The organism is Caulobacter sp. 17J80-11, assembly GCF_014349105.1.
In the GTDB taxonomy this organism is placed as follows: Bacteria; Pseudomonadota; Alphaproteobacteria; order Caulobacterales; family Caulobacteraceae; genus 17J80-11.
On sequence record NZ_JACSJI010000003.1, the window covers coordinates 253,738 to 275,672 of the forward strand.

The following is a 21,935-nucleotide window of genomic DNA, read 5'->3' on the forward strand; positions in this document are numbered from 1 at the left end:
GGATAAGCGCTACGCGCTTTCCGGGATCACGGAATTAAGCGGCCGTCCGCGCCCAACCCCCGCCCAGCGCCTTAAACAGGGCGATCTGCTGGTTCGTGAGCTCCGCGTCGCTGCGGGCCAGTTCGGCCTCCAGCACCGCCAGGCTGCGCTGGGCGTCCAGCACGGACAGGAAGCTGTCCGCGCCTTCTTCGTAGCGCAGGCGGGCCAGGCGGGTGGCTTCGGCCGATTGGTCGCGGGCGGTCTGCAGAGCGGCGTGGCGCTCCAGTTCGTCGGCGTAGCGGGTCAGGGCCCCTTCGACTTCCTCCAGCGCGGTCAGCACCGTCTTGTCGAACTGCGCCAGGGCCATGTCGGTCCCAGCCCGCGCCTGGGCGATCCGCGAGCGCGCGACGGCGACGTTGGGGAAGCTCCAGGAGATCAGTGGCCCGGCGCTGAAGTGCAGGGCGCGGTCGTCGTTCAGGTCGCTCACGCCCGGCGCGACGCTGCCGACCGAGGCCCCCAGCACGACGCTGGGATAGAGCGAGGCGGTCGCCACGCCCACGCGGGCCGAGGCGGCGGCGAGCTGGCGTTCGGCCTGGCGCACGTCGGGCCGGCGGCGCAGCAGGCTGGCCCCGTCGCCGACGGGAAGGATGCTGGCCACCTTCGGCGCCTGGGCGCAGTCGGCGACGCCGGCCGGGACCTCGGCCGGCGGCTTGCCGGTCAGCACTGCAAGGCGGAACAGGGCCGCGTCGCGCTGGCTGTTCAGCGGCGGCAGGGTGGCGCGCGCGCTCTCCAGCTGGGTGCGGGCGCGGGCGACGTCCAGGCCCGTGCCCTTGCCGGCCGCCAGCTGGCGTTCGGTCAGGTCGTAGGTCTCCTGCTGCAGCTCCAGCGTACGCTTGGCGACCGCGATCTGGGCGTTGGCCGAGCAGGCGTCGGCGAAGGCGCGGGCGGTCTCGGCCGCGACGCTCACACGGGTGACGTCCAGCATGGCCTCGGCCGCGTCGGCGTCGGCGCGGGCCGCCTCGATCGAGCGGCGCACCCGGCCGAACAGGTCGACCTCGTAGGAGACGTCGAGCCCCGTGCCGTAGGTCTCCACCTCGTCCAGCGGCGCGGGCGCGCCAGTGGTGGTGGCCGCCGTCCGGCCCCAGTCGCCCGAGGCCGACAGGGTGGTGGAGGGCAGGCGCGCGGCGCGGCTCTCGCCGAGCACGGCGCGCACCCGGGCGAGGTTGGCGGCGGCGATCTCCAGGTCCTTGTTCTTCTGGAGGGCCTCGGCGATCAGGCCGTCCAGGGTCGGGCTCTGGAACAGCCGCCACCAGTCGTCCCGCGGGGCTTCCGCCGAGTACGGTCCCTGGGCCGCGCTGACGAAGGCGCCCTGGGCGCTGATCGGGGTGAGCGGGGCCTTGTGGTCGGGGCCGACCGCGCAGGCGCCCAGGGCCAGGACGGAGGCGGAGACGAGGGCGAAGAGGGGGCGGCTCATCGGGCGATCCGTCCTTCCTTGGTCATGCGCAGTTCGTAGTCGGGCTCGTCGTTATCGGCGGCCGGCGAGAGGTCTTCGGGCTCGTACGGAGCGTGCACCGCCTCGCCGAAGGCCGAGGGGATCTCCCGCTCCTTCGCCGCCTTCTTCGGCAGCAGGCCGGCCAGCTTGCGGCAGACCACGTAGAACACCGGCGTGAACACCAGGCCGAACAGGGTCACCCCGATCATCCCGAAGAACACCGCGGTGCCGAGCGCCTGGCGCATCTCCGCGCCGGGCCCGGTGGCGACGGCCAGCGGCAGCACCCCCAGGATGAAGGCGATCGAGGTCATCAGGATGGGGCGCAGGCGGGTGCGCGCGGCGCTGATGGCGGCGTCGAACCGGTCCTGCCCCTGATCCTCCTCGGCCTGCTTGGCGAACTCCACGATCAGGATGGCGTTCTTGGCGGCCAGGGCGACCAGCACGATCAGACCGATCTGGGTCAGGATGTTGTTGTCCATCCCGCGCAGGTTCACGCCGATCATGGCCGCGAGGATGCACATCGGCACGATCAGGATGACCGCCAGCGGCAGGGTCAGGCTCTCGTACTGGGCGGCCAGCACGAGGAACACGAACACCACCGCCAGCAGGAACACCAGGGCCGAGCCCGAGCCGGCCTGCTTCTCCTGCAGGGCCAGGTCGGTCCACTCGTAGCTCATGCCGTCGGGCAGGCGCTGGGCGGCCAGGTCTTCCATGGCCTTCAGGGCCTGGCCGCTGGACACGCCCGGCGCGGCGGAGCCTTGCAGCTCGGCGGCCGGGAACAGGTTGTAGCGAACCACGCGCGAGGGGCCGCTATCGTCCTTCAGGGTCGCCACCGAACCCAGCGGGACCATGCCGCCGGAGTTGGAGCGCACCTTCAGGGCGGCGATGTCGGAGACGTCGTCGCGGAAGGCCGGCTCGGCCTGGGCGGTCACCCGGAAGGTGCGGCCCAGGAAGTTGAAGTCGTTGACGTAGGACGAGCCCAGATAGACGCCCAGCGTGTCGAACACCTGGCCGGGCTGCACGCCCAGCAGCTGCGCCTTGTCACGGTCCACGTCGGCGGTGATGCGGGGCGAACCGGTGTTGAACAGGGTGAAGACCTGCTGGACGTCCTTCACGCCCTGGGCCGACATCATCATGTCCATGGTCGCCCCCTCCAGCGCGCGGTAGCCCGCGCCGGAACGGTCCTGGACCATCATCTTGAAGCCGCCGCCGTTACCGAGGCCGGGCACGGCGGGCGGGGCGATGACCATGATGTTGGCGGCCTCGATCGAGCCCAGCTTCTGGCTCAGGGCCTGGGACAGGGCGTTCGCGGTCAGCTCGGCCTTTTCGCGATTTGCGAAGTCGTCGAGCTTCACGAACATGGTGCCGGCGTTGGACTGCATGGAGAAGCTGGCGCCGTCGAGTCCGGCGAACACCGAGGCTTCCTTGACGCCGGGCGTCTGGCGGACCAGCGACACGGCCTGCTGCAGCACCGCGTCGGTGCGCTCCAGCGAGGAGCCCGGCGGCAGCTGCACGACGCCGATCAGCACGCCCTGGTCCTGCTCCGGGATGAAGCCGGTCGGGGTGGCGGCCAGACGCCAGCCGGTGATCGCCAGCAGGCCGACATAGACGGCCAGCACGATGGCGCCGGTGCGCACCAGCCGCGCGGTCATGCGGCCGTAGTTGTCCGACAGCCAGTCGAAGCCCGAGTTGAACTTCTGCGCGGCGACGCGCAGCGGCTTCAGCCAGCGCGGGCCGTGGTCGGGACCGTGGGCGGCGTGCGGCTTCAGCAGCAGGGCGGCCAGCGCCGGCGACAGGGTCAGCGACACCAGCAGCGAGAAGATCGAGGCGGCCGAGATGGTCACCGCGAACTGGCGGTAGAAGATCCCGGGCACGCCCGGCAGGAAGGCGCTGGGCACGAACACGGCGGTCAGCACCAGGCCGATGGCGACCAGCGCGCCGGACACCTCGTCCATGGTGCGCCGGGCGGCTTCGCGCGGGGTCAGCCCCTCGCGCATGTTCCGCTCGACGTTCTCGACCACGACGATGGCGTCGTCGACGACGATGCCGACGGCCAGCACCAGGGCGAACAGGGACAGCGAGTTCAGCGAGAAGCCGAGGCCCAGCAGCACGGCGAAGGAGCCGACCAGGGCCACCGGAATGGCCAGGATCGGGATCAACGCCGCCCGCCAGGATTGCAGGAACACCACGACCACCAGCACGACCAGGAGGACGGCCTCCAGCAGGGTGTGCTGCACCGACTCCACCGAGGCGGCGACGTATTCGGTCGGGTTGTAGGGGATGGAGTACTCGAGGCCCGGCGGGAAGTCGGCCTTGGCCTCCTCCATGCTCTTCAGCACGCGGTCGGCGGTGGCCAGGGCGTTGGAGCCCGGCTGCTGGACGATGGCCAGGGCCACGCCCCGCTCGCCGCTGAAGTAGGCGCGGATGCCGTAGTCCTGGGAACCCAGCTCGACGCGGCCGATGTCGCGCACGCGGGTGACCCGCCCTTGCGCGTCGGTCTTCACGACGACGTCTTCGAACTGGCGCGGGTCGCTCAGGCGGCCTTGCACCTGCACCGGCAGCTGGAAGGCCGCGGCGTTGGTGGCGAAGGGCGGCTGGCCGATCGCGCCGGCGGCGACCTGCACGTTCTGGCCGCGCAGGGCGGTCACGATCTCGGGGGCGGTCAGGTCGTGGGCGGCCGCCTTGTTCGGGTCGATCCAGACCCGCATCGAATAGTTGCCGCCGCCGAACACGTTGACCCCGCCTACGCCGTCCAGGCGCAGCAGGCGGTCACGCAGGACCGAGTTGGCGTAGTTGCCGACATAGTCGACGTCGAGACCCGGGTCCTTGGACTTCAGGGCCACGATCATCAGGAAGCCGGTGGACTGCTTGTTCACCGTCACGCCGATCTGGCGCACCTGCTCGGGCAGGCGCGGTTCGGCCAGGGCGACGCGGTTCTGGACCAGCACCTGGGCGGCGTCGAGATCGGTGCCGGGCTTGAAGGTGACTGTGACCGTGGCCGTGCCGTCGGAGGTCGAGGACGAGGACATGTAGAGCATGTCCTCGACCCCGTTGATCTCCTGCTCCAACGGCGCGGCGACGGTCTCGGCCAGGGTCTCGGCCGAGGCGCCCGGATAGGCGGCGCGAATGGCGATGGTGGGCGGCGCGATCTCCGGATACTGCGCCAGCGGCAGCAGCGGATAGGCGAAGGCGCCGATCAGGGTGATGAACACCGCGATCACCGCCGCGAAGATCGGCCGGTCGATGAAGAACCGTGAGAGACGCATGATTGTCCGTTCGCCTCAGATCAGAGGGCGGGCGTGGCGGAGGCGGCCGGGGCGACCGAGGCGACCGGCAGGGGCGCGTCGGCCTTGGCGTCGGCCTTCACCGCCGTCGGCTTGGGCGTGACCTTCTGGCCGGGGCGGGCGCGCTGCACGCCGTCCACGATCACCTTGTCGGTGGGGGCCAGGCCGCCGCGCACGACGCGCAGGCCGCCCGAGCTGAGCGGGCCCAACTGCAGCGGCTTGGCCGCCACCGTGCCGTCGGGACCGACCACCAGGGCCACCTTGCGGGGGCCGTCGGTGACGACCGCGGCGTCAGGGATCAGCATGGCCTTGTAGGCGCCCGAGCCCTGCAGCTTGGCGTGGCCGAACATGCCCGGCTTGATGAAGCCGCCCGGGTTGTTCACGACCGCGCGCAGCCGCACCGTGCCGGAGCTGGCGTCCAGCGCGTTGTCGGAGAAGTCGAGCTGGCCGCTCCAGCGGTAGTCGCCTTCGTCCTGCAGGCGGATGCGCACGGGCGCGGCCTGGGCGGCGCGGCTCTGGCGCTGGTATTTCAGCAGCAGGGCTTCCGACGCTTCGAAGGTGAAGTGGATCGGCTCGGTCGAGACCACGGTGGTCAGCGGCTCGCCGGTGGTGCCCACCAGGTTGCCGGCGTCGACCCGGCGATCGGACACGCGGCCCGAGACGGGGGCGACGACGCGGGTGAACTCGACGTCCAGCGCGCGCGCCTGCACGGCCGCCTGGGCGGCGGCGAGGCCGGCCTCGCTCTGGGCGACGGCGGCCTGCTTCTGGTCGACCTCCTGCTGCGACACCGCCTTGGCGTCGAGCAGGCGCCGCGCGCGCTCCAGTTCGGCGCGGGCGAGCGTCAGGCCGGCGCGGGCGCGGGCCTCCTCGGCCTTGGCGGCGGACAGCTGGGCCTGGAAGGGCCGGGCGTCCAGGCTGAACAGCAACTGGCCCTTCTTTACGAACTGGCCGTCGCGGAAGTGGATCTGCTGCAGGTAGCCCGACACGCGCGGGCGCACCTCGACGCGCTGCACCGCTTCGAACCGGCCGACATAGTCGTCCCAGTCCACCACGTCCTGCACCAGAGGGGCGGCCACGGAGACCGGCGGGGCCATGCCGCCGGCCGGCGGCCCGTCGGCCTTCTTGGCGCCGCAGGCGGAAAGGGCCGTGGCGGCGAGCAGCGCGCAGGCGATGGTGGGGAGCCGTCGCATCAGCGAAGTCCTGTATTGCAAAGGGAAGCCCGCCCGACGCGCGCTCCTTGGGGGACCCGGGGGAGGGGGCGGAGCTGTCGTTGGGCGGGCTAAGTCAACGGTTGGTGACGTAACAATTGCCGAGTGCCGCGCCGTTTGTCAACGGACGTTGACAATGCTAGAGCGCGAAACGTGAAACCGGCCGTCCCGACCGCCCGAACCCGCAATTCCGCCGAGACCCGCGCGGCTATCCTGGTCGCCGCTCGCCGCCTGTTCGCGCGCGACAGCTACGAGCAGGTGGGCCTGCGCGACATCGGGGCGGCGGCCGGCGTGGATGCGGCGCTGATCATCCGCTACTTCGGCGGCAAGGAGGGGCTGTTCGCCGAGGTGCTGTCCTCGACCGGAGATCCGGGCGAGCTGTTCTCGGGCGACCGGGACACCTTCGGCCGCCGCATCGCCCACGCGGTGGCGACCGACGACAAGGGGCCGGAGGGGCTGGAAGGCCTGCTCATCGCCCTGCGCTCGGCCTCGTCGCCCAAGGCGTCAGGACTGTTGCGGCAGTCGGTGGAAGCCCGGTTCGTCGAGCCGCTGGCCGCGTGGATGGGCGGGCCTGAGCACATGACCCGCGCGCGGCTGATCTTCGCCTACGTGATGGGGGTGGCGGTGACCAAGGCGATGATGTCGCCTGGCGCGCCGCCGACGGCCGAGCAGGTCGAGGCCTTCACGGAGCGGTTCGCCCAGGACCTGCAGGCCTTGCTGGAACGGGAGTAGCCCGGCCTCAGCCGGCGGCGCGGCGTTGACCGCGGCCGGCGTCTTCGACCTCGACTTCGGCCTCCGCCTCGCCCGCCAGGGCAAGGTTCATGGCCGCGCGCAGGCGCTCCGGCTTGATCGGCTTTTCGACCACGCAGGCCATGCCGATCGAGGTGTAGTGCTTGGCGTCGTCCGGATCGGCGTTGGCGGTCAGGGCGATGATCGGCACTTCGCGTTCCGGGCCGGTCAGGGCGCGGATGGTCTTGGTCGCCTGGACGCCGTCCATGCGCGGCATCTTGATGTCCATCAGCACCAGGTCGAAGCGGCGGCTCTTCACCGCCTCAACGGCTTCCAGGCCGTCCTCGGCGCACTCTGAGGTGCAGCCGAACATTTCGCACAGCGCCTGGGCGACCACGCGGTTGGTGGCGTTGTCGTCGACGATCAGGATGTGCGGCTGAGCCTGCAGCTGAAGCTCTTCGAGCTGGGCCACGTTGCTGTCGCCGGCCCGTTCCAGCCGCGCCAGCGGAGCGCGGGCCTCGAAGGCGAAGGTCGAGCCGCGGCCCGGGTTGGAGTCGGCCCAGATGCGCCCGCCCATGGTCTCGGCGATCTGGCGGCAGATGGCCAGGCCAAGGCCCGAGCCGCCGTACTGCTGGCCCGGCGCGTGGACGAAAGGCTCGAAGATGGTCGCCAGCTTGTCCTTCGGAATGCCCGGGCCGTTGTCGCGGACGCTGCCTTCCAGGCGCACGTCGGCACCGTCGGCCACCGCGCGCAGGCTGGCCTCGACCACGCCGTTGCGGGCGAACTTCAGGGCGTTGCCGATCAGGTTGTTGAACACCTGCTTCAGGCGGGCGGAGTCGAAGCTGGCCGCCAGGTCCGGGTCGCCGTCGAAGCTGACCAGCAGCGAGACGTTGTCCTGGGCCGCGCGCGGCGCCCACAGGGCCTGCACGTCGTCCATCAGCTCGCGCACGAAGGTCGGCTGCGGCGAGAAGGCGAGCTCGCCGGCCTCGGCGCGCGACAGGTCCAGCGCGTCCGACAGGATGCGCAGCAGGGTCTCCGAGGAGTCCACGATGGTCTGCACGTACGCCTGGGCGTCGCGGCCCAGCGGCTGGCGCTGCAGCAGTTCGGCCACCGCCAGAACGCCGTTCATCGGCGTGCGGATCTCGTGGCTCATCACGGCCAGGAACTGGCTTTTCGCCCGGGCCGAGGCCTGGGCCAGGGTCTGCGCCTCGCCCAGCGAGCGGACCACCTCGGATAGTTCGTCGGCGCGCGCGCGGCTGGCGGCGCTGGTCGCCTGCAGCAGCGACAGCACCGTGCCGACGCCCAGGTAACGGCCCTGGTCGGTGACGATGAAGCCGCGCATCAGGGTCGAAGCGCGCTCGGTCAGCATGGCGTCGCAGAAGGTGGAGATGGCGGTCGACGCCTCCACCACCACGGGTTCGACGTCCATCAGGGCGGTGATGGCTCGCTTGCCGAACAGTTCGCGGCCGAACTGGGCCGACATGCGCACGAGGAAGGCGTTGCGTTCGACCAGGCCGACCGGGCGGTCGCCTTCGACGACGGGGATGACCAGGGTGTCGGGTTCACGCTCGAAACGAGCGTAGACGTCCGCGCCGAGCGTCTCGGGCGAAATCGGCGTCGCCCGCTCCGTCAAGGTGTCGATCGTCGGCATCTACTACGCCCGCCGTTCCCCAATTACCGCCTGATCTAACTGGGACACTTTTGCAGAGTGGTTAAGTCGGCGGCCCCGACTGGTGGATTTCCCACGGAAATTCGTTCGATTTTCGACGGAAAGGATGAACGGGCGTAAATATTCGTGTGGCGGTTGTAATTTCCCCCGCTCAGGCGGCCGTGTCGTCCGGTCCGGACGCCTCGTCGAGGATCCAGTCCAGGAAGGCCTCGTGCGAGCGCGCGCGATCGACCGGCAGGGCCAGCACGCAGGGCGTCTCGTAGGGATGGCGTTCGAGCAGGCGCGCCTTCAGCGCCTCGGCCGCCGCGGCGCTGGTTTTAAGCAGCATGGGCGTCTCGACCGAGCGCTCGATCGCGCCCTGCCACCGATAAACCGAGCGTATGGCGCCGAGCACGTTGGCGCAGGCCGCCAGCCGGTCGGCCACGGCTTCGGCCGCGAAGGCCTCGGCCGTTTCGGCGTCGGGCCAGGTGGTGTAGAGGAGGACGACGTCCGACATATCCGTTTCCGCTCCGGTCCGTCCCTATATGAACGGCGGACCCGCGACTGCCCATGACCTTGCAAGCATCTGAATTCGATCCCGCCGCCGCGGCGCTCGTCCTGTTTTCCGGCGGCCAGGACTCCACCGTCTGCCTGGCCTGGGCGCTGAAGCGCTACGGCCGGGTCGAGACGGTCGGCTTCGACTACGGCCAGCGCCATTCGGTGGAGCTTGAGGCCCGCGACACCGTGCGCGCCCACATCCTCGAGGTTCTGCCCGAGGCGGCCGAGCGGCTCGGCCCCGACCATCGCATCGACATCCGCGGCTTCGGCGAGGTGGCGGAGTCTGCGCTGACCCGTGAGCGCGCCATCGAGATGGACGCGCGCGGCCTGCCCTCGACCTTCGTGCCGGGCCGCAACCTGGTGTTCCTGACCTACGCCGCCGCGCTCGCCGACCGGCGCGGGATGGACGTGCTGGTCGGCGGCATGTGCGAGACCGACTTCTCCGGCTATCCCGACTGCCGGCGCGACACCATGGACGCCATGGAGCAGTCGCTGCGGCTGGGCATGGCGCGGCCGTTCCGCATCGAGACGCCGCTGATGTGGCTGACCAAGGCGCAGACCTGGGCCCTCACCGAAGAGCTGGGCGGGCGGGCGCTGGTCGATCTGGTGCTGGAGGACACCCACACCTGCTATCTCGGCGAGCGCGGCGAGCGGCGGGCCTGGGGCTACGGCTGCGGGACCTGCCCGGCGTGCGAGCTGCGCGCCAAGGGCCATGCCGAGTGGGCGGCGGTGAACGCGTGACCTACACCGTCAAGGAGATGTTCCTGACCGTCCAGGGCGAGGGCGGCCAGGCCGGCCGGCCCGCGGTGTTCCTGCGTTTCGCCGGCTGCAACCTGTGGAGCGGGCGCGAGCAGGACCGGGCCACGGCGGTCTGCACCTTCTGCGACACCGACTTCGTCGGCACGGACGGCGAGGGGGGCGGCAAGTTCGCGACCGCCGAGGCCGCCGCCGACGCGGTCGCGGCCAAGTGGCTGGGGCCGGACGGCGAGCCGAAGCTGGTGGTCTGCACCGGCGGCGAGCCTCTGCTGCAGCTGGACGCGCCCCTGATCGACGCCCTGCACGCCCGCGGCTTCGAGATCGCGGTGGAGTCCAACGGCACGCTGAAGGCGCCGGCGGGGATCGACTGGATCTGCGTCAGCCCCAAGGCCGACGCGGCCCTGGCCCAGACCTCGGGCCAGGAGCTGAAGCTGGTGTTCCCGCAGAAAGGCGTCGATCCGGCCCGCTTCGAGGGGCTGGATTTCGAGCGCTTCTACCTGCAGCCGATGGACGGCCCGGACCGCGACGCGAACACGCACGCGGCGGTCGCCTATTGCCTCGCACACCCGCGGTGGCGTTTAAGCGTCCAGACCCACAAATACATCGGAGTTCCGTGAGCGCCGGCGCGCCCGCGGACCTGCAGACTTGAAGTTATGACCGAGCCGCTTTTCGAGATCACCAAGGCCGCCCACTTCGACGCGGCCCACCACTTCCCGAACGGGCCTGAAGAGAGCCCGTACCGGCGGCTGCATGGTCACTCGTTCAAGGTCGAGGCGACGGTGCGCGGCCCGGCCCAGGGCGTGATGGGCTTCGTCGCCGACCTGGGCGAACTGGACGCCGAGCTGCGCGCGGTGGCCGGCGAGCTGGATCATGGCCTGCTCAATGAGAAGCCCGGGCTGGAGGTGCCGAGCCTGGAGCACCTGTGCCTGTATTTCGCCGAGCGCCTGAAGCCGCGCTTCCCGGGCCTGTGCCGGGTGGTGCTGTCGCGCCCGACCATCGGCGAGAGCTGCGCGCTGAATCTGTGAGCTTAGGTCCTCCCCCTCTGGGGGAGGGGGACCACGCGAAGCGTGGTGGAGGGGGCTGAGTTCGCGCGTCGGAAGCCGCGCACTCCGCTGGAGCCCCCCACGGCGGCTTTCAGCCGCCCGCTTCCCCCCAGCGCTCCGCTCGGGGGGAGATCTACGACGCTCAGTCGTCGCCCTTTTTCTTCTTGTCTTTCTTGTCCTTGTCGGAGCCGGGCGTGACCACGTCGATGCCGGTCTCGACCACCGCGCCGGTGACCTTCACGCCGGTGACCACGACGTCGCCGGCGACCTTGACGGCCGAGCCCACCAGGCAGCCCTGCAGGCTGAGGCCCCCGCCGATCAGGGCGGCGGCGAGCAGGAGGCGGGCGAGGGGACGGTTCATGGCGGACCTCCGGCGAGAGCAGACCAGAACCTACCCGCAGAACGTTAAGGTTCGAAGGCGGCCGATCCGCGCGCCCTAGACCCGGCCCGGAACGAAGCTCGCCCCGCCGGTCTGGGCCCGGTGGCGCAGCCAGGCGTCGGCCAGCACGCAGGCGGTCATCGCCTCCATCACCGGGGCGGCGCGCAGGCCCACGCAGGGATCGTGGCGGCCCTTGGTCACCACCTCGACGTCCGAACCGTCCTCGTCGATCGAGCGGCGCGGGGTGAGGATGGAGGAGGTCGGCTTGAAGGCGGCGCGGGCCACGATCGGCTGGCCGGTGGAGATGCCGCCCAGCACGCCGCCGGCGTTGTTGGACAGGAACAGCGGGCCGGTCGGGCCGGCGCGCATCTCGTCGGCGTTGTCCTCGCCGGACAGCTCGGCCGAGCCGAAGCCGGCGCCGATCTCCACGCCCTTGGCGGCGTTGATCGACATCAGGGCGGCGGCCAGTTCGGCGTCCAGCTTGCCGTAGAGCGGCGCGCCCCAGCCGGCCGGCACGCCCTCGGCGACCACCTCGACGATCGCCCCGGCCGAGGAGCCGCGCTTGCGGGTCTCGTCGAGGAAGGCCTCCCACGCCTCCACCACGCCTGGGTCGGGCGAGAAGAACGGGTTGCGCGCGGTCTCGGCCCAGTCCCAGCGGCTGCGGTCGATCCTGTGCGGGCCGACCTGGACGACCGCGGCGCGGACGGAGACCGCCTCGCCCAGCACCTTGCGCGCCACCGCGCCGGCGGCCACGCGGGCGGCGGTCTCGCGCGCGGAGGAGCGCCCGCCGCCGCGCGGGTCGCGCACGCCGTACTTGGCGAAGTAGGCGTAGTCGGCGTGGCCGGGCCTGAACTGGCGGGCGATGTCGCCGTAGTCCTTGGAGCGCTGGTCGACGTTCTCGATCATGATCGAGATCGGCGTGCCGGTTGTGACGCCCTCGTGCACGCCCGAGAGGATGCGCGCCGCATCCGGCTCGCGCCGCTGGGTGACGAAGCGGCTGGTGCCGGGCCGACGCCGGTCCAGCTCGACCTGCAGGTCGGCTTCCGTGAGCGCCAGCCCCGGCGGGCAGCCGTCGACCACGCAGCCCAGCGCCGGGCCGTGGCTCTCGCCCCAGGTGGTGACGCGGAAAAGGTGGCCGAAGGTGTTGTGCGACATGGACTGACCGTTAGCGCATTTTCCGCCGAAGTGGACGCCGGTTCGGCGGAGAAAATGCGCTCATTCAAAGTCTTCGAACTAACCCGATCCAACCGGATCGGGTTAGTTCTGGGCCACGCAGGGGCCGGTCACAAACAGGCGGCGGCGCGAACGTCCGCCCAGGCGCTGGCGAACCGGCGCAGCCGTTCGCGCGCGCCGCTGATCACGCCCGCCTCGGCCGGTTTGAGCTTGAGGAAGAGGTGGCCGCGCTCGTGGCCGCCGGAAGCCGGCAGGCCCAGCCCTTTCAGGCGAAGCCGCGCGGGTTCGGCCAGGCCCTTGGGCACCCAGACCGACTGCGGGCCGGCCAGGGTCTCGACCTCGATGCGGCCCCCGTCGCGCAGGGTGCGCGGGTCGACCTCGACGGTCAGCCACAGGTCGTCGCCGGTCACCGACCAGCCGTCCTCGGCGGTGATCCGCACCTTCAGGAACAGGTCCTCGCCGCCCGTGGCCTGGCCCTTCAGGCGCACGGGCGCGCCGTTGCGCAGGCCGCCCGGCAGGCGCAGGCCCAGCTTGCGGCCGTTGGGCAGGCGGATGTTGCGCGCCAGTCCGGCGTAGGCTTCGCGCGGGGTGATCTCCAGCGCCTCGCAGGCCGGTTCGGCCGCCGCCGCGGTCGCACGTGCGACGGTGGCGCGGGCGTCGTCGAGCCGCTGCAGCGTCCGGTAGGCTTCGATGACCTGGCGGAAGCGCTCCGGGTCGCCGCCCTGGTCGGGGCGCGCGGCCTTGGCCGCCGTGCGGAAGGCCGCCGCGGTCGCCTCGCGCGAGGCGCTAGCGGGAAGGCCGAGCAAGGTCCGCGCTTCCTGCGCGGTCATACCGGAGGTCTTCGACATCTCCGCAGATTTGCGGCAGCGATCGTCAACGCCGCGTTAAGCGTGAATCCCCCGTTGCGCCTGCGGTCATGGCGTGGCGACTCGAGCTGCCTCCTGGACGCGAGCGGAATGTCCGCTTTGGGTGGAAAGCGGACATCGCCCTCGCTAGCGTCAGCGCATGCCTTACCCGGCCAAGATTCTCATTGTTGGCCCACTTCAGAGCCAGCCGGCACTGGCTGCCTTCGTCGAGGACTGTTTACGCGATGGCGTTGAACTGATCGCTGCGGTCGGTCCGGACGCATCCCGCATCGAGCTCGAGGTCGATCTGTTGATCGTCGGTGACGCCTCGGATGAGAGCCGTTTCATCTGCACTACTTCACACGAAGACGAGACCTTCGGAGAGGCCTACCAATTTGCCGACATGTGGGTCCCTGAAGGCACCGGGGAAAACCGAGTCGAGGTGGTTCGGCTCTAATGTCCGCTCTGGGTGGTCTGGAGCCGCCGCGGCTCTTGGCTTTGTGCTTGCGATGGTGCGAACCTCGCATTCTCGATGGGGAGCTCGCGAGCACGTGTTGAAGTTTGCTGTTTGCGGAGCAATCGCCGCGTTTTCCCTCGCGGGCTGCACGAAGGTAGTCGATCAACGTCCACCGGCAGACCGGGAACGTGCGAGTACTGCCGAGGACCAAGCCGATCTTTCCGACTCTTGGGAGACTGCATCGGCAAGTCGGCCGCAGGGTCCGTGTACGGAGATCGACAGGACCTTTATCCTCCCTGTCCCTGTGAAGGAGCGGCCGGCGGCCATTGCGCGCCTGGCCGATGTCGACGCGGTTTTGCTCAGCGATGCTGATGTGGAAAAGATCGTCGGTATCGAGCTTGAGGCTAAAGCCGGAAACCTGCCGAGCGCGCTCCTGCGCCGTGAAATCGAGCGCTTGGAAGCTGAGAGGCGTGCGGCCTATGAACAAAATGTCGGAAGCTGGAATGTGGCCAGCCAAGAACGCTTGGAAGGTCTCGTCGAATATTCGAGAGCTGGCAACGCGAAAAAGCTAAGCCCGTTCCTCATTCGGGCGATCGCGAAAAACGAGTTTACGGGCGGCTTCGTCGCGAGTGTCTGCGGGGACGCCCTCTCGATCGCGCATGTCTCGCTCGGCCATTCCACGCCAAGGTCACAGCGCCTTCCGGTCATCGTGTTTGTCGAGCGCACGCCAGCGAAGGTTCATATCGACTGGGGCATGGCGGAGTAGGTCGCGAGGCGGGCGGCGTCCAATGTCCGCTATGGGTCGAAAGCGGACATGTGCCATCTCATGTTCCGCCGAAGTAGGTGCCGTAGGTATCCATGCCGAGCACATAGACTTGGCGCCCTTCGTCGCCGAGGTCTTCAGCATAGTCCTCGATGCTTACGCCTGCGCATTGCACGAGTGAGCCGCTGGGCTCGCGCGCGGTCAGCTCTGCGACTTTCGGACCAGAGTGGAGCGTGGGCGAATAGACGGCATTTGGGCGGAAAACGCCTCCGGCGACGCCCATCGAGGGATCGCTTGGGCGCAGCACAGCCGTCCCGATCTCTTGATCGCCTACAAAAATCGAAACGTTCAGCTCGTCCATTTGCCGACGTTAGCCTGCACGAGCCAATGTCCGCTATGGGTCGGAAGCGGACGTCATCCTGACTGAGAGGCCATTGCGGCTCTAGCGCAGTCCCTCACCCGAATTACGATAGCGTCCAGCCTGGCGTTTACAGCGACATGATCATCGCCGTCCTCAGGATAGATGTACTGATCTCGAAGCGAACCCATTGAGCCGGTGCTCTCGATGAGAGCTGTTTGGATCGCGTCGATGTCCCCGGCGTCCAGCCGATGGGTCAGATCTAGAAGCCTGTCGGAAACCGCTATGTGGCCGTGCAAGCGCAGCAGGGCCTCGGCTTCACGGAGGGACGCTAGTAGGCCAGTGACTGCATCTTCCGAGGGCATGGCGCATCACTCGCTTCGCACTGAAGCGAGATCTTACAGCCTAGTTGCGGGAAACGTCCGCTATGGGTCGAAAGCGGACATTCTCGACCCCTATCCGGCTAGGCCGATCTCTGTTTGTCGAGGCGCTCTTAACGCGCCGGACCTGCAGCGCGCCGAGCGAGCCGCTATATGCTCTCCGTCATGACTCGCTCGCCCCTGATCCCGCCCAGCCCGTCGGACGCCGACTACGAGAGCGCCCACGCCGAGCACGCCGACGAGGCGATGTTTGAGCGGCACGAGCCGTTCGGCCTGTTCGGGGCCTGGCTGGAGGACGCCAAGCGCAAGGAGCCGAACGACCCGAACGCCATGGCCGTGGCCACCGCCGACGCCGACGGCCTGCCGGACGTGCGCATGGTGCTCTTGAAGGCGCTGGACGAGCGCGGCTTCGTCTTCTTCACCAACACCGAGAGCGCCAAGGGCCGGCAACTGGCCGCCAATCCGCAGGCGGCCCTGCTGTTCCACTGGAAGTCGCTGCGCCGCCAGGTGCGGGCGAGGGGGCCGGTCGAACCGGTGACCGAGGCCGAGGCCGACGCCTACTTCGCCACCCGCGCCCGCGACAGCCGTATCGGCGCCTGGGCCTCGGAGCAGTCCCGGCCCATGGAGGGGCGCTTCGCGCTTGAAAAGCGCATCGCCGAGTACGGGCTGAAGTACGCGCTGGGCGAGGTGCCCCGGCCGTCGCACTGGTCGGGCTACCGGGTGCTGCCGCTGGAGATGGAGTTCTGGCGCGACCGGCCGTTCCGCCTGCACGACCGCCTGGCCTTCCGGCGCGAGAGCGTCGACGCGGCCTGGCGGACCGAGCGGCTGTTCCCCTAGAGTCTGATCCGATCCGTTCGGATCGGGTCAGGCTCGGAAGACTCTGAATGAGCGCATTTTCTTCGCCGAACCGGCGGCCACTTCGGCGGAAAATGCGCTATGCGGCTTCGGCGCCCACGCCTTCGCGCACGCCGTAGCGCGCCAGGAAGGTCTCGACCGCTTCCTCGCAGATGTCCTCAAGCGGCCGTTCGACCGGCGCGTCGTCGCCGGCGACCAGCGGGACCAGGAAGGTCGGGTGCTCGATCATTCCCATCAGCTGACCGGCCGCCCAGGAGGGCTTGGTCTGGCTGACCCGACCCTCCGCCTGCAGACGGCGCAGTATGCCGATCAGCACCCCGCCGAATTCGTCTCTCAGGCGAGTATGGAAGCGGCGCGCGACGCTCTCGAAACGGCGGCGCTCGGCCGCGACGAGGCGGAAGATCGCGCGCACGAACGGGTCGCTGATGAACCGCGCGTAGGCCAGGGCGAAGGCCCGCAGCTGGGTCGCGCCGTCGCCCTGGACGTGGGCGGTCTCGCCGGCGCGGCGCATGAACACCTCGGCGGCTTCCTCGACCACGACGTTGAAGAGGTCGGATTTGCTTGGAAAATACGCGTAGAGCGTGGCCGTTGAGACGCCGGCGTCCCGCGCTACCGCCTCCATGCCGGTCGAGGCGTATCCTTCCGTCATGAAGCGTCGGCGCGCGGCGTCGAGGACGTCCTGGCGCTTGCGCTCGGAACGGGCGTCCCGCTCGTCTTCGATCGGCATTCCCCAGAACCGCTGCGGCGCTCCCCACGCCGCAGGCGGCCTCCCTATCGCCTGTTAACCTTTGGTTTATATTTCCCCCTTCAGGCGTGCAAGGCGCGCGTCCACACGCTGGAATTCAAACCATCTCGGGTGGTGCGGACGGGCCACGCCGTGGTAGCCCGCCGGCGTGAAATTCGTCGAAGATCCCGCCTGGCGCCGCGCCGAGGCCCGCCTGAGAGCGGAGGCCGAACGCGTCATCGAAACCCACTGCGCCGTGGTGTTCCTGGCCGGCCGGCGCGCGCGCAAGCTGAAGAAGCCGGTCGACCTGGGCTATCTCGACTTCTCCACCCTCGAGAAGCGCCGCTGGGCGATCGGCCGCGAGCTGGCCTTCAATCGCGAGACCGCGCCGGAAATCTATCTGGCCACGGACGAGGTGGAGGGCGAGCCGGTGCTGGAGATGCGCCGGTTCGACGAGGACGCGGTGCTGGCGCGCACGCCCGAACGGGTGGACGGCGAGCTGGCCGAACAGCTGGGCCGCGCGGTCGCCCGTTTCCACCTGGGGGCCAGGGTGACGCCGGGCGGCGCGAACCTGCGCTACGTGCTGGATTCCAACGCGGGTATCGTGCGCGCCCTGGACCTGGGCCATGAGCGCACCGAGCGCTGGGCGGCGGCCACCGAGGCGGCCTTCGCCGACTGCGAGGACCTGCTGGAGGAGCGCCGGCGCGCAGGGCTGGCGCGCCGCTGTCACGGCGACCTGCACCTGGGCAACCTGTTCGTCGAGGACGGGCGGCCGGTGATGTTCGACTGCATCGAGTTCAGCGACGTGCTGAGCGAGATCGACGTGCTGTACGACCTCGCCTTCCTGCTGATGGACTTGACCTTCCGCGGCCGGGTCGAGGCGGCCAACCGGGTGATGAACGCCTGGCTGGACGAGGCCGCCCGCGGCTTCGGCGACGCCGCCTTCACGGGGCTTCGGGCCCTGCCGCTGTTCCTGTCGGTGCGGGCGGCGGTGCGCTGCCACGTCTCCGCCCAGATGGGGGACCGCGACCTGGCCGGCCGCTACCTGGACGCGGCGATCGCGCACCTGGCGCCCGCGCCGGCCTCGCTCGGCGCGGTCGGGGGATTGTCCGGCTCGGGCAAGACCACCTGGGCGCGGCGCATGGCGCCCAGTTTGGGCACTTCTCCAGGCGCGGTGGTGCTGCGCTCCGACGAGATCCGCAAACGCCTGTGGGACAAGGGCGCGCTCGACCGGCTGCCGCCCGAGGCCTACGCGGCGGGGCAGAGCGAGCGGGTCTACGCGAAGATGTTCCACGAGGCTGGGTTGTGTCTCGCGGCTGGACGGTCGACGGTGCTGGACGCGGTTTTCCTCAAGCCGGAAGAGCGTTCGGCGGCCGAGGCGCTCGCCCGTGAGGCCGGCGTTTCCTTCGACGGCGTCTGGCTCGAGGCCCCGGTGGAGGTGATGCACGCGCGGGTGTCCGCCCGGGTCGGGGACGCCTCCGACGCCGACGCCGCCGTGCTGGAGGCTCAACTGGCGCGCGATCCGGGCGCGATCGGCTGGGCGCGCAAACGGCTATGATCCCCATGCGTTGCTTATCACTGATAAGCTAACTAGCTTGCCTCCAGAGCGCTGCGTTTGAGACGGCGCCAGGGAGGTTGCTGATGCTGGGCCTGATGCAGGACTGGCCGCTGACGGTCGACAAGATCCTCGACCACGCCAAGAACTGGCACGGCCAGCGGGAGATCGTGACACGTACGGTCGAAGGGCCGATCGTGCGGACGACCTACGCCGAGGTCCACGACCGGGCCAAGCGCGTGTCCAACGCGCTGAAGGGCTGGGGCGTGAAGCTGGGCGACCGGGTCGCCACCCTGGCCTGGAACACTCACCGGCACATGGAGTGCTGGTACGGCATCATGGGCATCGGCGCGGTCTGCCACACGCTGAACCCGCGCCTGTTCCCCGAGCAGCTGGCCTACATCATCAACCACGCCGGCGATAAGGTCATCTTCGTCGACCTGACCTTCGTGCCCCTGCTCGAAGCCATCATCGCCAAGTGCCCGACGGTCGAGCGGGTGGTCGTCATGACCGACGACTGGCACATGCCGCAGACCAAGCTGCCGCGCGCCGACTGCTACGAGCGCGTCGTTCGCGACCAGTCGAACGAGTGCGCGTGGGGCGGCTTCGACGAGAACACCGCCTGCGGCCTCTGCTACACCTCCGGCACGACCGGCAATCCCAAGGGCGTGCTGTACTCGCACCGCTCGAACTTCATCCACGCCCTGGCCGGCCTGCAGGCCGACGTGCTGGGGGTGTCGGTGAAGGACTCGGTGCTGCCGGTGGTGCCGATGTTCCACGCCAACGCCTGGGGCATCGCCTTCGCCGCGCCGGCGGTCGGCGCCAAGCTGGTCATGCCCGGGGCCAAGATGGACGGCGCCTCCATCTACGAGCTGCTCGACACCGAGCAGGTCACCTATTCGGCCGCCGTGCCCACCGTCTGGCAGATGCTGCTGCAGCACATGCAGGCCTCGGGCGAGAAGCTGCCGACGCTGAAGCGCGTCACCATCGGCGGGGCGGCGTGTCCGGCCAGCATCATCGAAAGCTTCTGGAACGACTACGGCGTCGAGGTGGTGCACGCCTGGGGCATGACCGAGACCTCGCCGCTGGGCACGGTCTGCAATCTGACGCCCGAGATCGCCAGCCTTCCGTTCGAGCAGCAGATGCCGATCCGCCTGAAGCAGGGCCGTCCGCCGCTGGGCGTCGAGCTCAAGCTCACCGACGATCACGGCAAGAAGCTGCCGCACGACGGCAAGACCTTCGGCCACCTGATGGTGCGCGGCCCGTTCATCGCCGGGGCCTACTTCCACGGCGAGGGCGGCCACATCCTCGACAAGGAAGGCTTCTTCGACACCGGCGACGTCGCCAACATCGACGACGACGGCTTCATGCAGATCACCGACCGGTCCAAGGACGTGATCAAGTCGGGCGGCGAGTGGATCAGCTCGATCGACATCGAGAACATCGCCGTCGGCCACCCCAAGGCCGCCCTGGCCGCGGTGATCGGCGTGCCGCATCCCAAGTGGGACGAACGCCCGCTGCTGCTGGTCAAGCTGAAGGACGGCGAGAGCGCCAACCGCGACGAATTCCTCGACTTCCTGAAGGGCAAGATCGCCAAGTGGTGGACGCCCGACGACGTGGTGTTCGTCGACGACATCCCGCTGGGCGCCACCGGCAAGATCGATAAGAAGGTTCTACGGGAGCGGTTCAAGGATCACAGGCTTCCCGAACCGGTGAAGTGAGGCGGTCATGACGCGGATCGAACGACAGTCGAAGGGGCGTAAGGCGGCCGGGCTGGTCGTCTGGTTGGCGTTGGTGATCGGCCTGGTCGCGCCGATCCTGTTGGTGGTCGCCGCGCTCGGCACCAAGGCGGGCGCCTTCGACTGGAAGTTCGGCTTCGGGGTGATGTCCCGCAGCTGGGCCTCGACCGCGGCCATGATCGGCGTGGCGACGGGGCTGGTGGCCTTGCTGGCGGCGTTCACCGACTTTCGCCGCCTGGGGATCCCGGCCCTGATCGCCCTGCTGCTGCCGGCCGCGGTGCTGGGCGGCTACTTCCACCTCAAGCAAACGGCCCAGTCGGTTCCGCCGATCCACGACGTGTCCACCGACTGGAACGACCCGCCGGGCTTCAGCAAGGCCTTCATGAAGCGCGAGCGGGCAGGCGCGCCCAACCCGGTCGAGAACGATCCGCGCGCGCCGGTGAAGCCGGGCTCGCCCTGGTCGGGGCGGCGGGTGGCCGAGATCAACGCCGAGACCTGCCCGGGCGCCAAGCCGGTCCCGCGGATGGTGCCGGCCGACCGCGTGCGTCAGGTGCTGGAGAGCAAGGGTCTGACCGTGTTCGGCTCGGCTCCCTGGATGGTCGAGGCCACGGCCGAGAGCACCTGGTTCGGCTTCAAGGACGACGTGGTGGTGCGCATGGGCCCCACCCGCACCGACGTGCGCTCGATCAGCCGCGTGGGCGTCTCGGACCTGGGCATGAACTGCAAGCGCGTCACCGAGATCGTCCAGGCGCTGTCCAAGTGAAGCACTTCCTGCTGTTCTACGAAGCCGGGCCCGACTACCTGGCCCGGCGTCCGGCCTATCGCGACGCCCACCTGGAGAAGGCCTGGGCCGCCTCCGAACGGGGCGAGCTGGTGCTGGGCGGGGCGCTGGCCGACCCGGTCGACGGCGCGGTCCTGCTGTTCCGGGCCCCGTCGCGCGAGGTGGTCGAGGCTTTCGCCAGGGCCGATCCGTACGTCGTCGAGGGCCTGGTGACGGGCTGGCGCGTGCGCGAATGGACGACCGTGGCCGGCGAGGCCGCGGCGACGCCGGTTCACCCCGCCAGCCGGTAGAGGCTGTCCGGCCCCGGCTCGCCGTCGGTGGCGACCTGGCCGGTGCGGACCAGGCCGATCAGGTGGGCCAGCACCGAATGCGCCGCGGCAGGCCACAGGCGCCTGTCCACTTCGGCGTAGATCGCCGGCACCATCTCCCCGATCGTCCGGTCGCCGGCCGCGAGCCGCGCCAGGATCTGCGCCTCGCGCGCCTTGCGGTGGGCGAGGTAGGCGTCGAGGAAGGGCGCGACCTCGGTCACCGGCGGCCCGTGGGTGGGCCACAGGGTCGAGAAGCCGCGCGCCCGGACCCGCTCCAGGCTGGCGTAGTAGGCGGCCATGTCGCCGTCCGGCGGGCTGATCACCGTCGTCGACCAGCCCATCACGTGGTCGCCCGGGAACAGGGCGTTCTCCTCCGCCAGCGCGAAGGCCATGTGGTTGGAGGCGTGTCCCGGCGTGGGAACAGCTTCGATGGTCCAGTCGGGGCCGCAGAACCGCTCGCCGCCCGTCAGCACCACGTCGGGCCGGAACGCTTCGTCGTCGCCTTCCTCCAGTTGCGGGCCCGCATGGGCGGACTCGCCCGGCGGCCGCGCCGCGTAGATCTTCGCGCCGGTCGCCCGCGCGAACGGGCGGGCGAGGGGAGAGTGGTCGAGGTGGGTGTGGGTGACGAAGACGTGGGTCACCCGCTCGCCTTCGACCGCCTTCAGCAGGGCCTGGAGGTGCGCATCGAGCGCCGGGCCGGGGTCGATCACCGCCACCTCGCCGTGGCCGACGATGTAGGTGCCGGTGCCGGTGAAGGTGAACGGGCCGGGGTTCTCGGCCACCACCCTGCGGATGCGCGGCGAGACCTGGTCGACCCGCCCGTAGGCGAAGTCGAACTGGCGCACATAGGGGATCACGCCGGCCGCTCCGCCGCGGCGCCGGGCTTGCATTTACGACTCGTAAACCAAGCTGCGGAGGCTC

General features: G+C 69.9%; 22 protein-coding genes. 11 read left to right on the forward strand and 11 right to left on the reverse strand.

Annotated features, from left to right (window positions below; translation table 11 throughout):
- Positions 1–34: 34 nt before the first annotated feature.
- Genes H8B08_RS05305 through H8B08_RS05315 form a run of 3 tightly spaced genes read right to left on the reverse strand, consistent with a single transcriptional unit; the run spans position 35 to position 5,945 of the window.
- Complete coding sequence (locus H8B08_RS05305; protein WP_187449154.1) at positions 35–1,453, reverse strand: efflux transporter outer membrane subunit; 1,419 nt, start codon at positions 1,451–1,453, stop codon at positions 35–37.
- Positions 1,450–4,737 carry an efflux RND transporter permease subunit gene (locus H8B08_RS05310; protein ID WP_187449155.1) on the reverse strand — a complete coding sequence of 1,096 codons (3,288 nt, stop codon included), beginning with the start codon at positions 4,735–4,737 and terminating at the stop codon, positions 1,450–1,452. The genes H8B08_RS05305 and H8B08_RS05310 overlap by 4 nt, the downstream gene beginning before the upstream one ends.
- Before the next feature lie 20 nt (positions 4,738–4,757).
- Positions 4,758–5,945: an efflux RND transporter periplasmic adaptor subunit gene (locus tag H8B08_RS05315; protein WP_187449156.1), complete on the reverse strand. Its 1,188-nt coding sequence runs from the start codon at positions 5,943–5,945 to the stop codon at positions 4,758–4,760.
- 171 nt (positions 5,946–6,116) lie between these two features.
- On the opposite strand from H8B08_RS05315, the gene H8B08_RS05320 reads away from it, so the two are divergent.
- Positions 6,117–6,695, forward strand: coding sequence for a TetR/AcrR family transcriptional regulator (locus H8B08_RS05320; protein WP_187449157.1), 579 nt, complete (start codon positions 6,117–6,119; stop codon positions 6,693–6,695).
- Between the two features lie 7 nt (positions 6,696–6,702).
- On the opposite strand, the gene H8B08_RS05325 is transcribed toward H8B08_RS05320, so the two are convergent.
- On the reverse strand, positions 6,703–8,343 hold the full coding sequence (locus H8B08_RS05325; protein ID WP_187449158.1) for an ATP-binding protein: 1,641 nt from the start codon (positions 8,341–8,343) through the stop codon (positions 6,703–6,705).
- Positions 8,344–8,512: 169 nt separating this feature from the next.
- Positions 8,513–8,857, reverse strand: a complete 345-nt coding sequence (gene cutA, locus H8B08_RS05330) for a divalent-cation tolerance protein CutA (RefSeq protein ID WP_187449159.1) — start codon at positions 8,855–8,857, stop codon at positions 8,513–8,515.
- 53 nt (positions 8,858–8,910) lie between these two features.
- On the opposite strand from cutA, the gene queC reads away from it, so the two are divergent.
- From queC to H8B08_RS05345, 3 genes are read left to right on the forward strand one after another with little or no spacing between them, the layout of a single operon-like run.
- Complete coding sequence (gene queC, locus H8B08_RS05335; RefSeq protein WP_187449160.1) at positions 8,911–9,639, forward strand: 7-cyano-7-deazaguanine synthase QueC; 729 nt, start codon at positions 8,911–8,913, stop codon at positions 9,637–9,639.
- A complete protein-coding gene (gene queE / locus H8B08_RS05340) occupies positions 9,636–10,271 on the forward strand; it encodes a 7-carboxy-7-deazaguanine synthase (RefSeq protein WP_187449161.1) in 636 nt (211 codons plus the stop codon). Before queC ends, queE begins: the two co-directional genes overlap by 4 nt.
- 36 nt (positions 10,272–10,307) lie before the next feature.
- Positions 10,308–10,679 carry a 6-carboxytetrahydropterin synthase gene (locus H8B08_RS05345; RefSeq protein WP_163259106.1) on the forward strand — a complete coding sequence of 124 codons (372 nt, stop codon included), beginning with the start codon at positions 10,308–10,310 and terminating at the stop codon, positions 10,677–10,679.
- 160 nt (positions 10,680–10,839) lie between these two features.
- Here the strand turns inward: H8B08_RS05345 and H8B08_RS05350 are convergent, their stop codons facing one another.
- The 3 genes from H8B08_RS05350 to H8B08_RS05360 form a co-directional block, all read right to left on the reverse strand.
- A complete protein-coding gene (locus H8B08_RS05350; protein WP_187449162.1) occupies positions 10,840–11,058 on the reverse strand; it encodes a hypothetical protein in 219 nt (72 codons plus the stop codon).
- 75 nt (positions 11,059–11,133) lie between these two features.
- Positions 11,134–12,231 carry a chorismate synthase gene (gene aroC / locus H8B08_RS05355; RefSeq protein ID WP_187449163.1) on the reverse strand — a complete coding sequence of 366 codons (1,098 nt, stop codon included), beginning with the start codon at positions 12,229–12,231 and terminating at the stop codon, positions 11,134–11,136.
- A 128-nt stretch (positions 12,232–12,359) separates the two neighbouring features.
- Positions 12,360–13,079, reverse strand: coding sequence for a DnaJ C-terminal domain-containing protein (locus H8B08_RS05360; RefSeq protein ID WP_187449164.1), 720 nt, complete (start codon positions 13,077–13,079; stop codon positions 12,360–12,362).
- Positions 13,080–13,254: 175 nt separating this feature from the next.
- On the opposite strand from H8B08_RS05360, the gene H8B08_RS05365 reads away from it, so the two are divergent.
- Positions 13,255–13,551: a hypothetical protein gene (locus H8B08_RS05365; RefSeq protein ID WP_187449165.1), complete on the forward strand. Its 297-nt coding sequence runs from the start codon at positions 13,255–13,257 to the stop codon at positions 13,549–13,551.
- A gap of 94 nt (positions 13,552–13,645) precedes the next feature.
- The gene (locus H8B08_RS05370) at positions 13,646–14,317 is read left to right on the forward strand and encodes a hypothetical protein (RefSeq protein ID WP_187449166.1); all 672 of its coding nucleotides are present in this window, start codon (positions 13,646–13,648) and stop codon (positions 14,315–14,317) included.
- 58 nt (positions 14,318–14,375) lie between these two features.
- Here the strand turns inward: H8B08_RS05370 and H8B08_RS05375 are convergent, their stop codons facing one another.
- Positions 14,376–14,675: a hypothetical protein gene (locus H8B08_RS05375; protein ID WP_187449167.1), complete on the reverse strand. Its 300-nt coding sequence runs from the start codon at positions 14,673–14,675 to the stop codon at positions 14,376–14,378.
- A 542-nt stretch (positions 14,676–15,217) separates the two neighbouring features.
- Here H8B08_RS05375 and pdxH point away from each other — a divergent pair.
- The gene (gene pdxH / locus H8B08_RS05380) at positions 15,218–15,889 is read left to right on the forward strand and encodes a pyridoxamine 5'-phosphate oxidase (RefSeq protein ID WP_187449192.1); all 672 of its coding nucleotides are present in this window, start codon (positions 15,218–15,220) and stop codon (positions 15,887–15,889) included.
- Between the two features lie 97 nt (positions 15,890–15,986).
- Here pdxH and H8B08_RS05385 read toward each other — a convergent pair whose 3' ends face one another.
- Positions 15,987–16,634: a TetR/AcrR family transcriptional regulator gene (locus H8B08_RS05385; RefSeq protein WP_187449168.1), complete on the reverse strand. Its 648-nt coding sequence runs from the start codon at positions 16,632–16,634 to the stop codon at positions 15,987–15,989.
- A 166-nt stretch (positions 16,635–16,800) separates the two neighbouring features.
- Here H8B08_RS05385 and H8B08_RS05390 point away from each other — a divergent pair, with 166 nt between their 5' ends.
- The 4 genes from H8B08_RS05390 (at position 16,801) to H8B08_RS05405 (ending at position 20,996) form a co-directional block, all read left to right on the forward strand.
- Positions 16,801–18,189, forward strand: a complete 1,389-nt coding sequence (locus H8B08_RS05390; protein ID WP_187449169.1) for a bifunctional aminoglycoside phosphotransferase/ATP-binding protein — start codon at positions 16,801–16,803, stop codon at positions 18,187–18,189.
- A gap of 83 nt (positions 18,190–18,272) precedes the next feature.
- A complete protein-coding gene (locus tag H8B08_RS05395; RefSeq protein WP_187449170.1) occupies positions 18,273–19,907 on the forward strand; it encodes a long-chain-fatty-acid--CoA ligase in 1,635 nt (544 codons plus the stop codon).
- A 7-nt stretch (positions 19,908–19,914) separates the two neighbouring features.
- A complete protein-coding gene (locus tag H8B08_RS05400) occupies positions 19,915–20,688 on the forward strand; it encodes a DUF1499 domain-containing protein (protein ID WP_187449171.1) in 774 nt (257 codons plus the stop codon).
- Positions 20,685–20,996, forward strand: coding sequence for a YciI-like protein (locus H8B08_RS05405; RefSeq protein ID WP_187449172.1), 312 nt, complete (start codon positions 20,685–20,687; stop codon positions 20,994–20,996). The genes H8B08_RS05400 and H8B08_RS05405 overlap by 4 nt, the downstream gene beginning before the upstream one ends.
- On the opposite strand, the gene H8B08_RS05410 is transcribed toward H8B08_RS05405, so the two are convergent.
- Complete coding sequence (locus H8B08_RS05410; RefSeq protein WP_187449193.1) at positions 20,978–21,871, reverse strand: MBL fold metallo-hydrolase; 894 nt, start codon at positions 21,869–21,871, stop codon at positions 20,978–20,980. The two genes, H8B08_RS05405 and H8B08_RS05410, sit on opposite strands and share 19 nt — an antisense overlap.
- Positions 21,872–21,935: the final 64 nt, after the last annotated feature.

Coding starts and splice junctions, on each gene's coding strand:
- H8B08_RS05365 (WP_187449165.1), top strand. CDS start 13,255: ATGCCTTACCCGGCCAAGATTCTCATTGTTGGCCCACTTCAGAGCCAG.
- H8B08_RS05395 (WP_187449170.1), top strand. CDS start 18,273: ATGCTGGGCCTGATGCAGGACTGGCCGCTGACGGTCGACAAGATCCTC.
- pdxH (WP_187449192.1), top strand. CDS start 15,218: ATGACTCGCTCGCCCCTGATCCCGCCCAGCCCGTCGGACGCCGACTAC.
- H8B08_RS05325 (WP_187449158.1), bottom strand. CDS start 8,343: ATGCCGACGATCGACACCTTGACGGAGCGGGCGACGCCGATTTCGCCC.
- H8B08_RS05345 (WP_163259106.1), top strand. CDS start 10,308: ATGACCGAGCCGCTTTTCGAGATCACCAAGGCCGCCCACTTCGACGCG.
- H8B08_RS05315 (WP_187449156.1), bottom strand. CDS start 5,945: ATGCGACGGCTCCCCACCATCGCCTGCGCGCTGCTCGCCGCCACGGCC.
- queC (WP_187449160.1), top strand. CDS start 8,911: ATGACCTTGCAAGCATCTGAATTCGATCCCGCCGCCGCGGCGCTCGTC.
- H8B08_RS05350 (WP_187449162.1), bottom strand. CDS start 11,058: ATGAACCGTCCCCTCGCCCGCCTCCTGCTCGCCGCCGCCCTGATCGGC.
- H8B08_RS05360 (WP_187449164.1), bottom strand. CDS start 13,079: ATGACCGCGCAGGAAGCGCGGACCTTGCTCGGCCTTCCCGCTAGCGCC.
- H8B08_RS05305 (WP_187449154.1), bottom strand. CDS start 1,453: ATGAGCCGCCCCCTCTTCGCCCTCGTCTCCGCCTCCGTCCTGGCCCTG.
- H8B08_RS05400 (WP_187449171.1), top strand. CDS start 19,915: ATGACGCGGATCGAACGACAGTCGAAGGGGCGTAAGGCGGCCGGGCTG.
- cutA (WP_187449159.1), bottom strand. CDS start 8,857: ATGTCGGACGTCGTCCTCCTCTACACCACCTGGCCCGACGCCGAAACG.
- aroC (WP_187449163.1), bottom strand. CDS start 12,231: ATGTCGCACAACACCTTCGGCCACCTTTTCCGCGTCACCACCTGGGGC.
- H8B08_RS05385 (WP_187449168.1), bottom strand. CDS start 16,634: ATGCCGATCGAAGACGAGCGGGACGCCCGTTCCGAGCGCAAGCGCCAG.
- H8B08_RS05310 (WP_187449155.1), bottom strand. CDS start 4,737: ATGCGTCTCTCACGGTTCTTCATCGACCGGCCGATCTTCGCGGCGGTG.
- H8B08_RS05375 (WP_187449167.1), bottom strand. CDS start 14,675: ATGGACGAGCTGAACGTTTCGATTTTTGTAGGCGATCAAGAGATCGGG.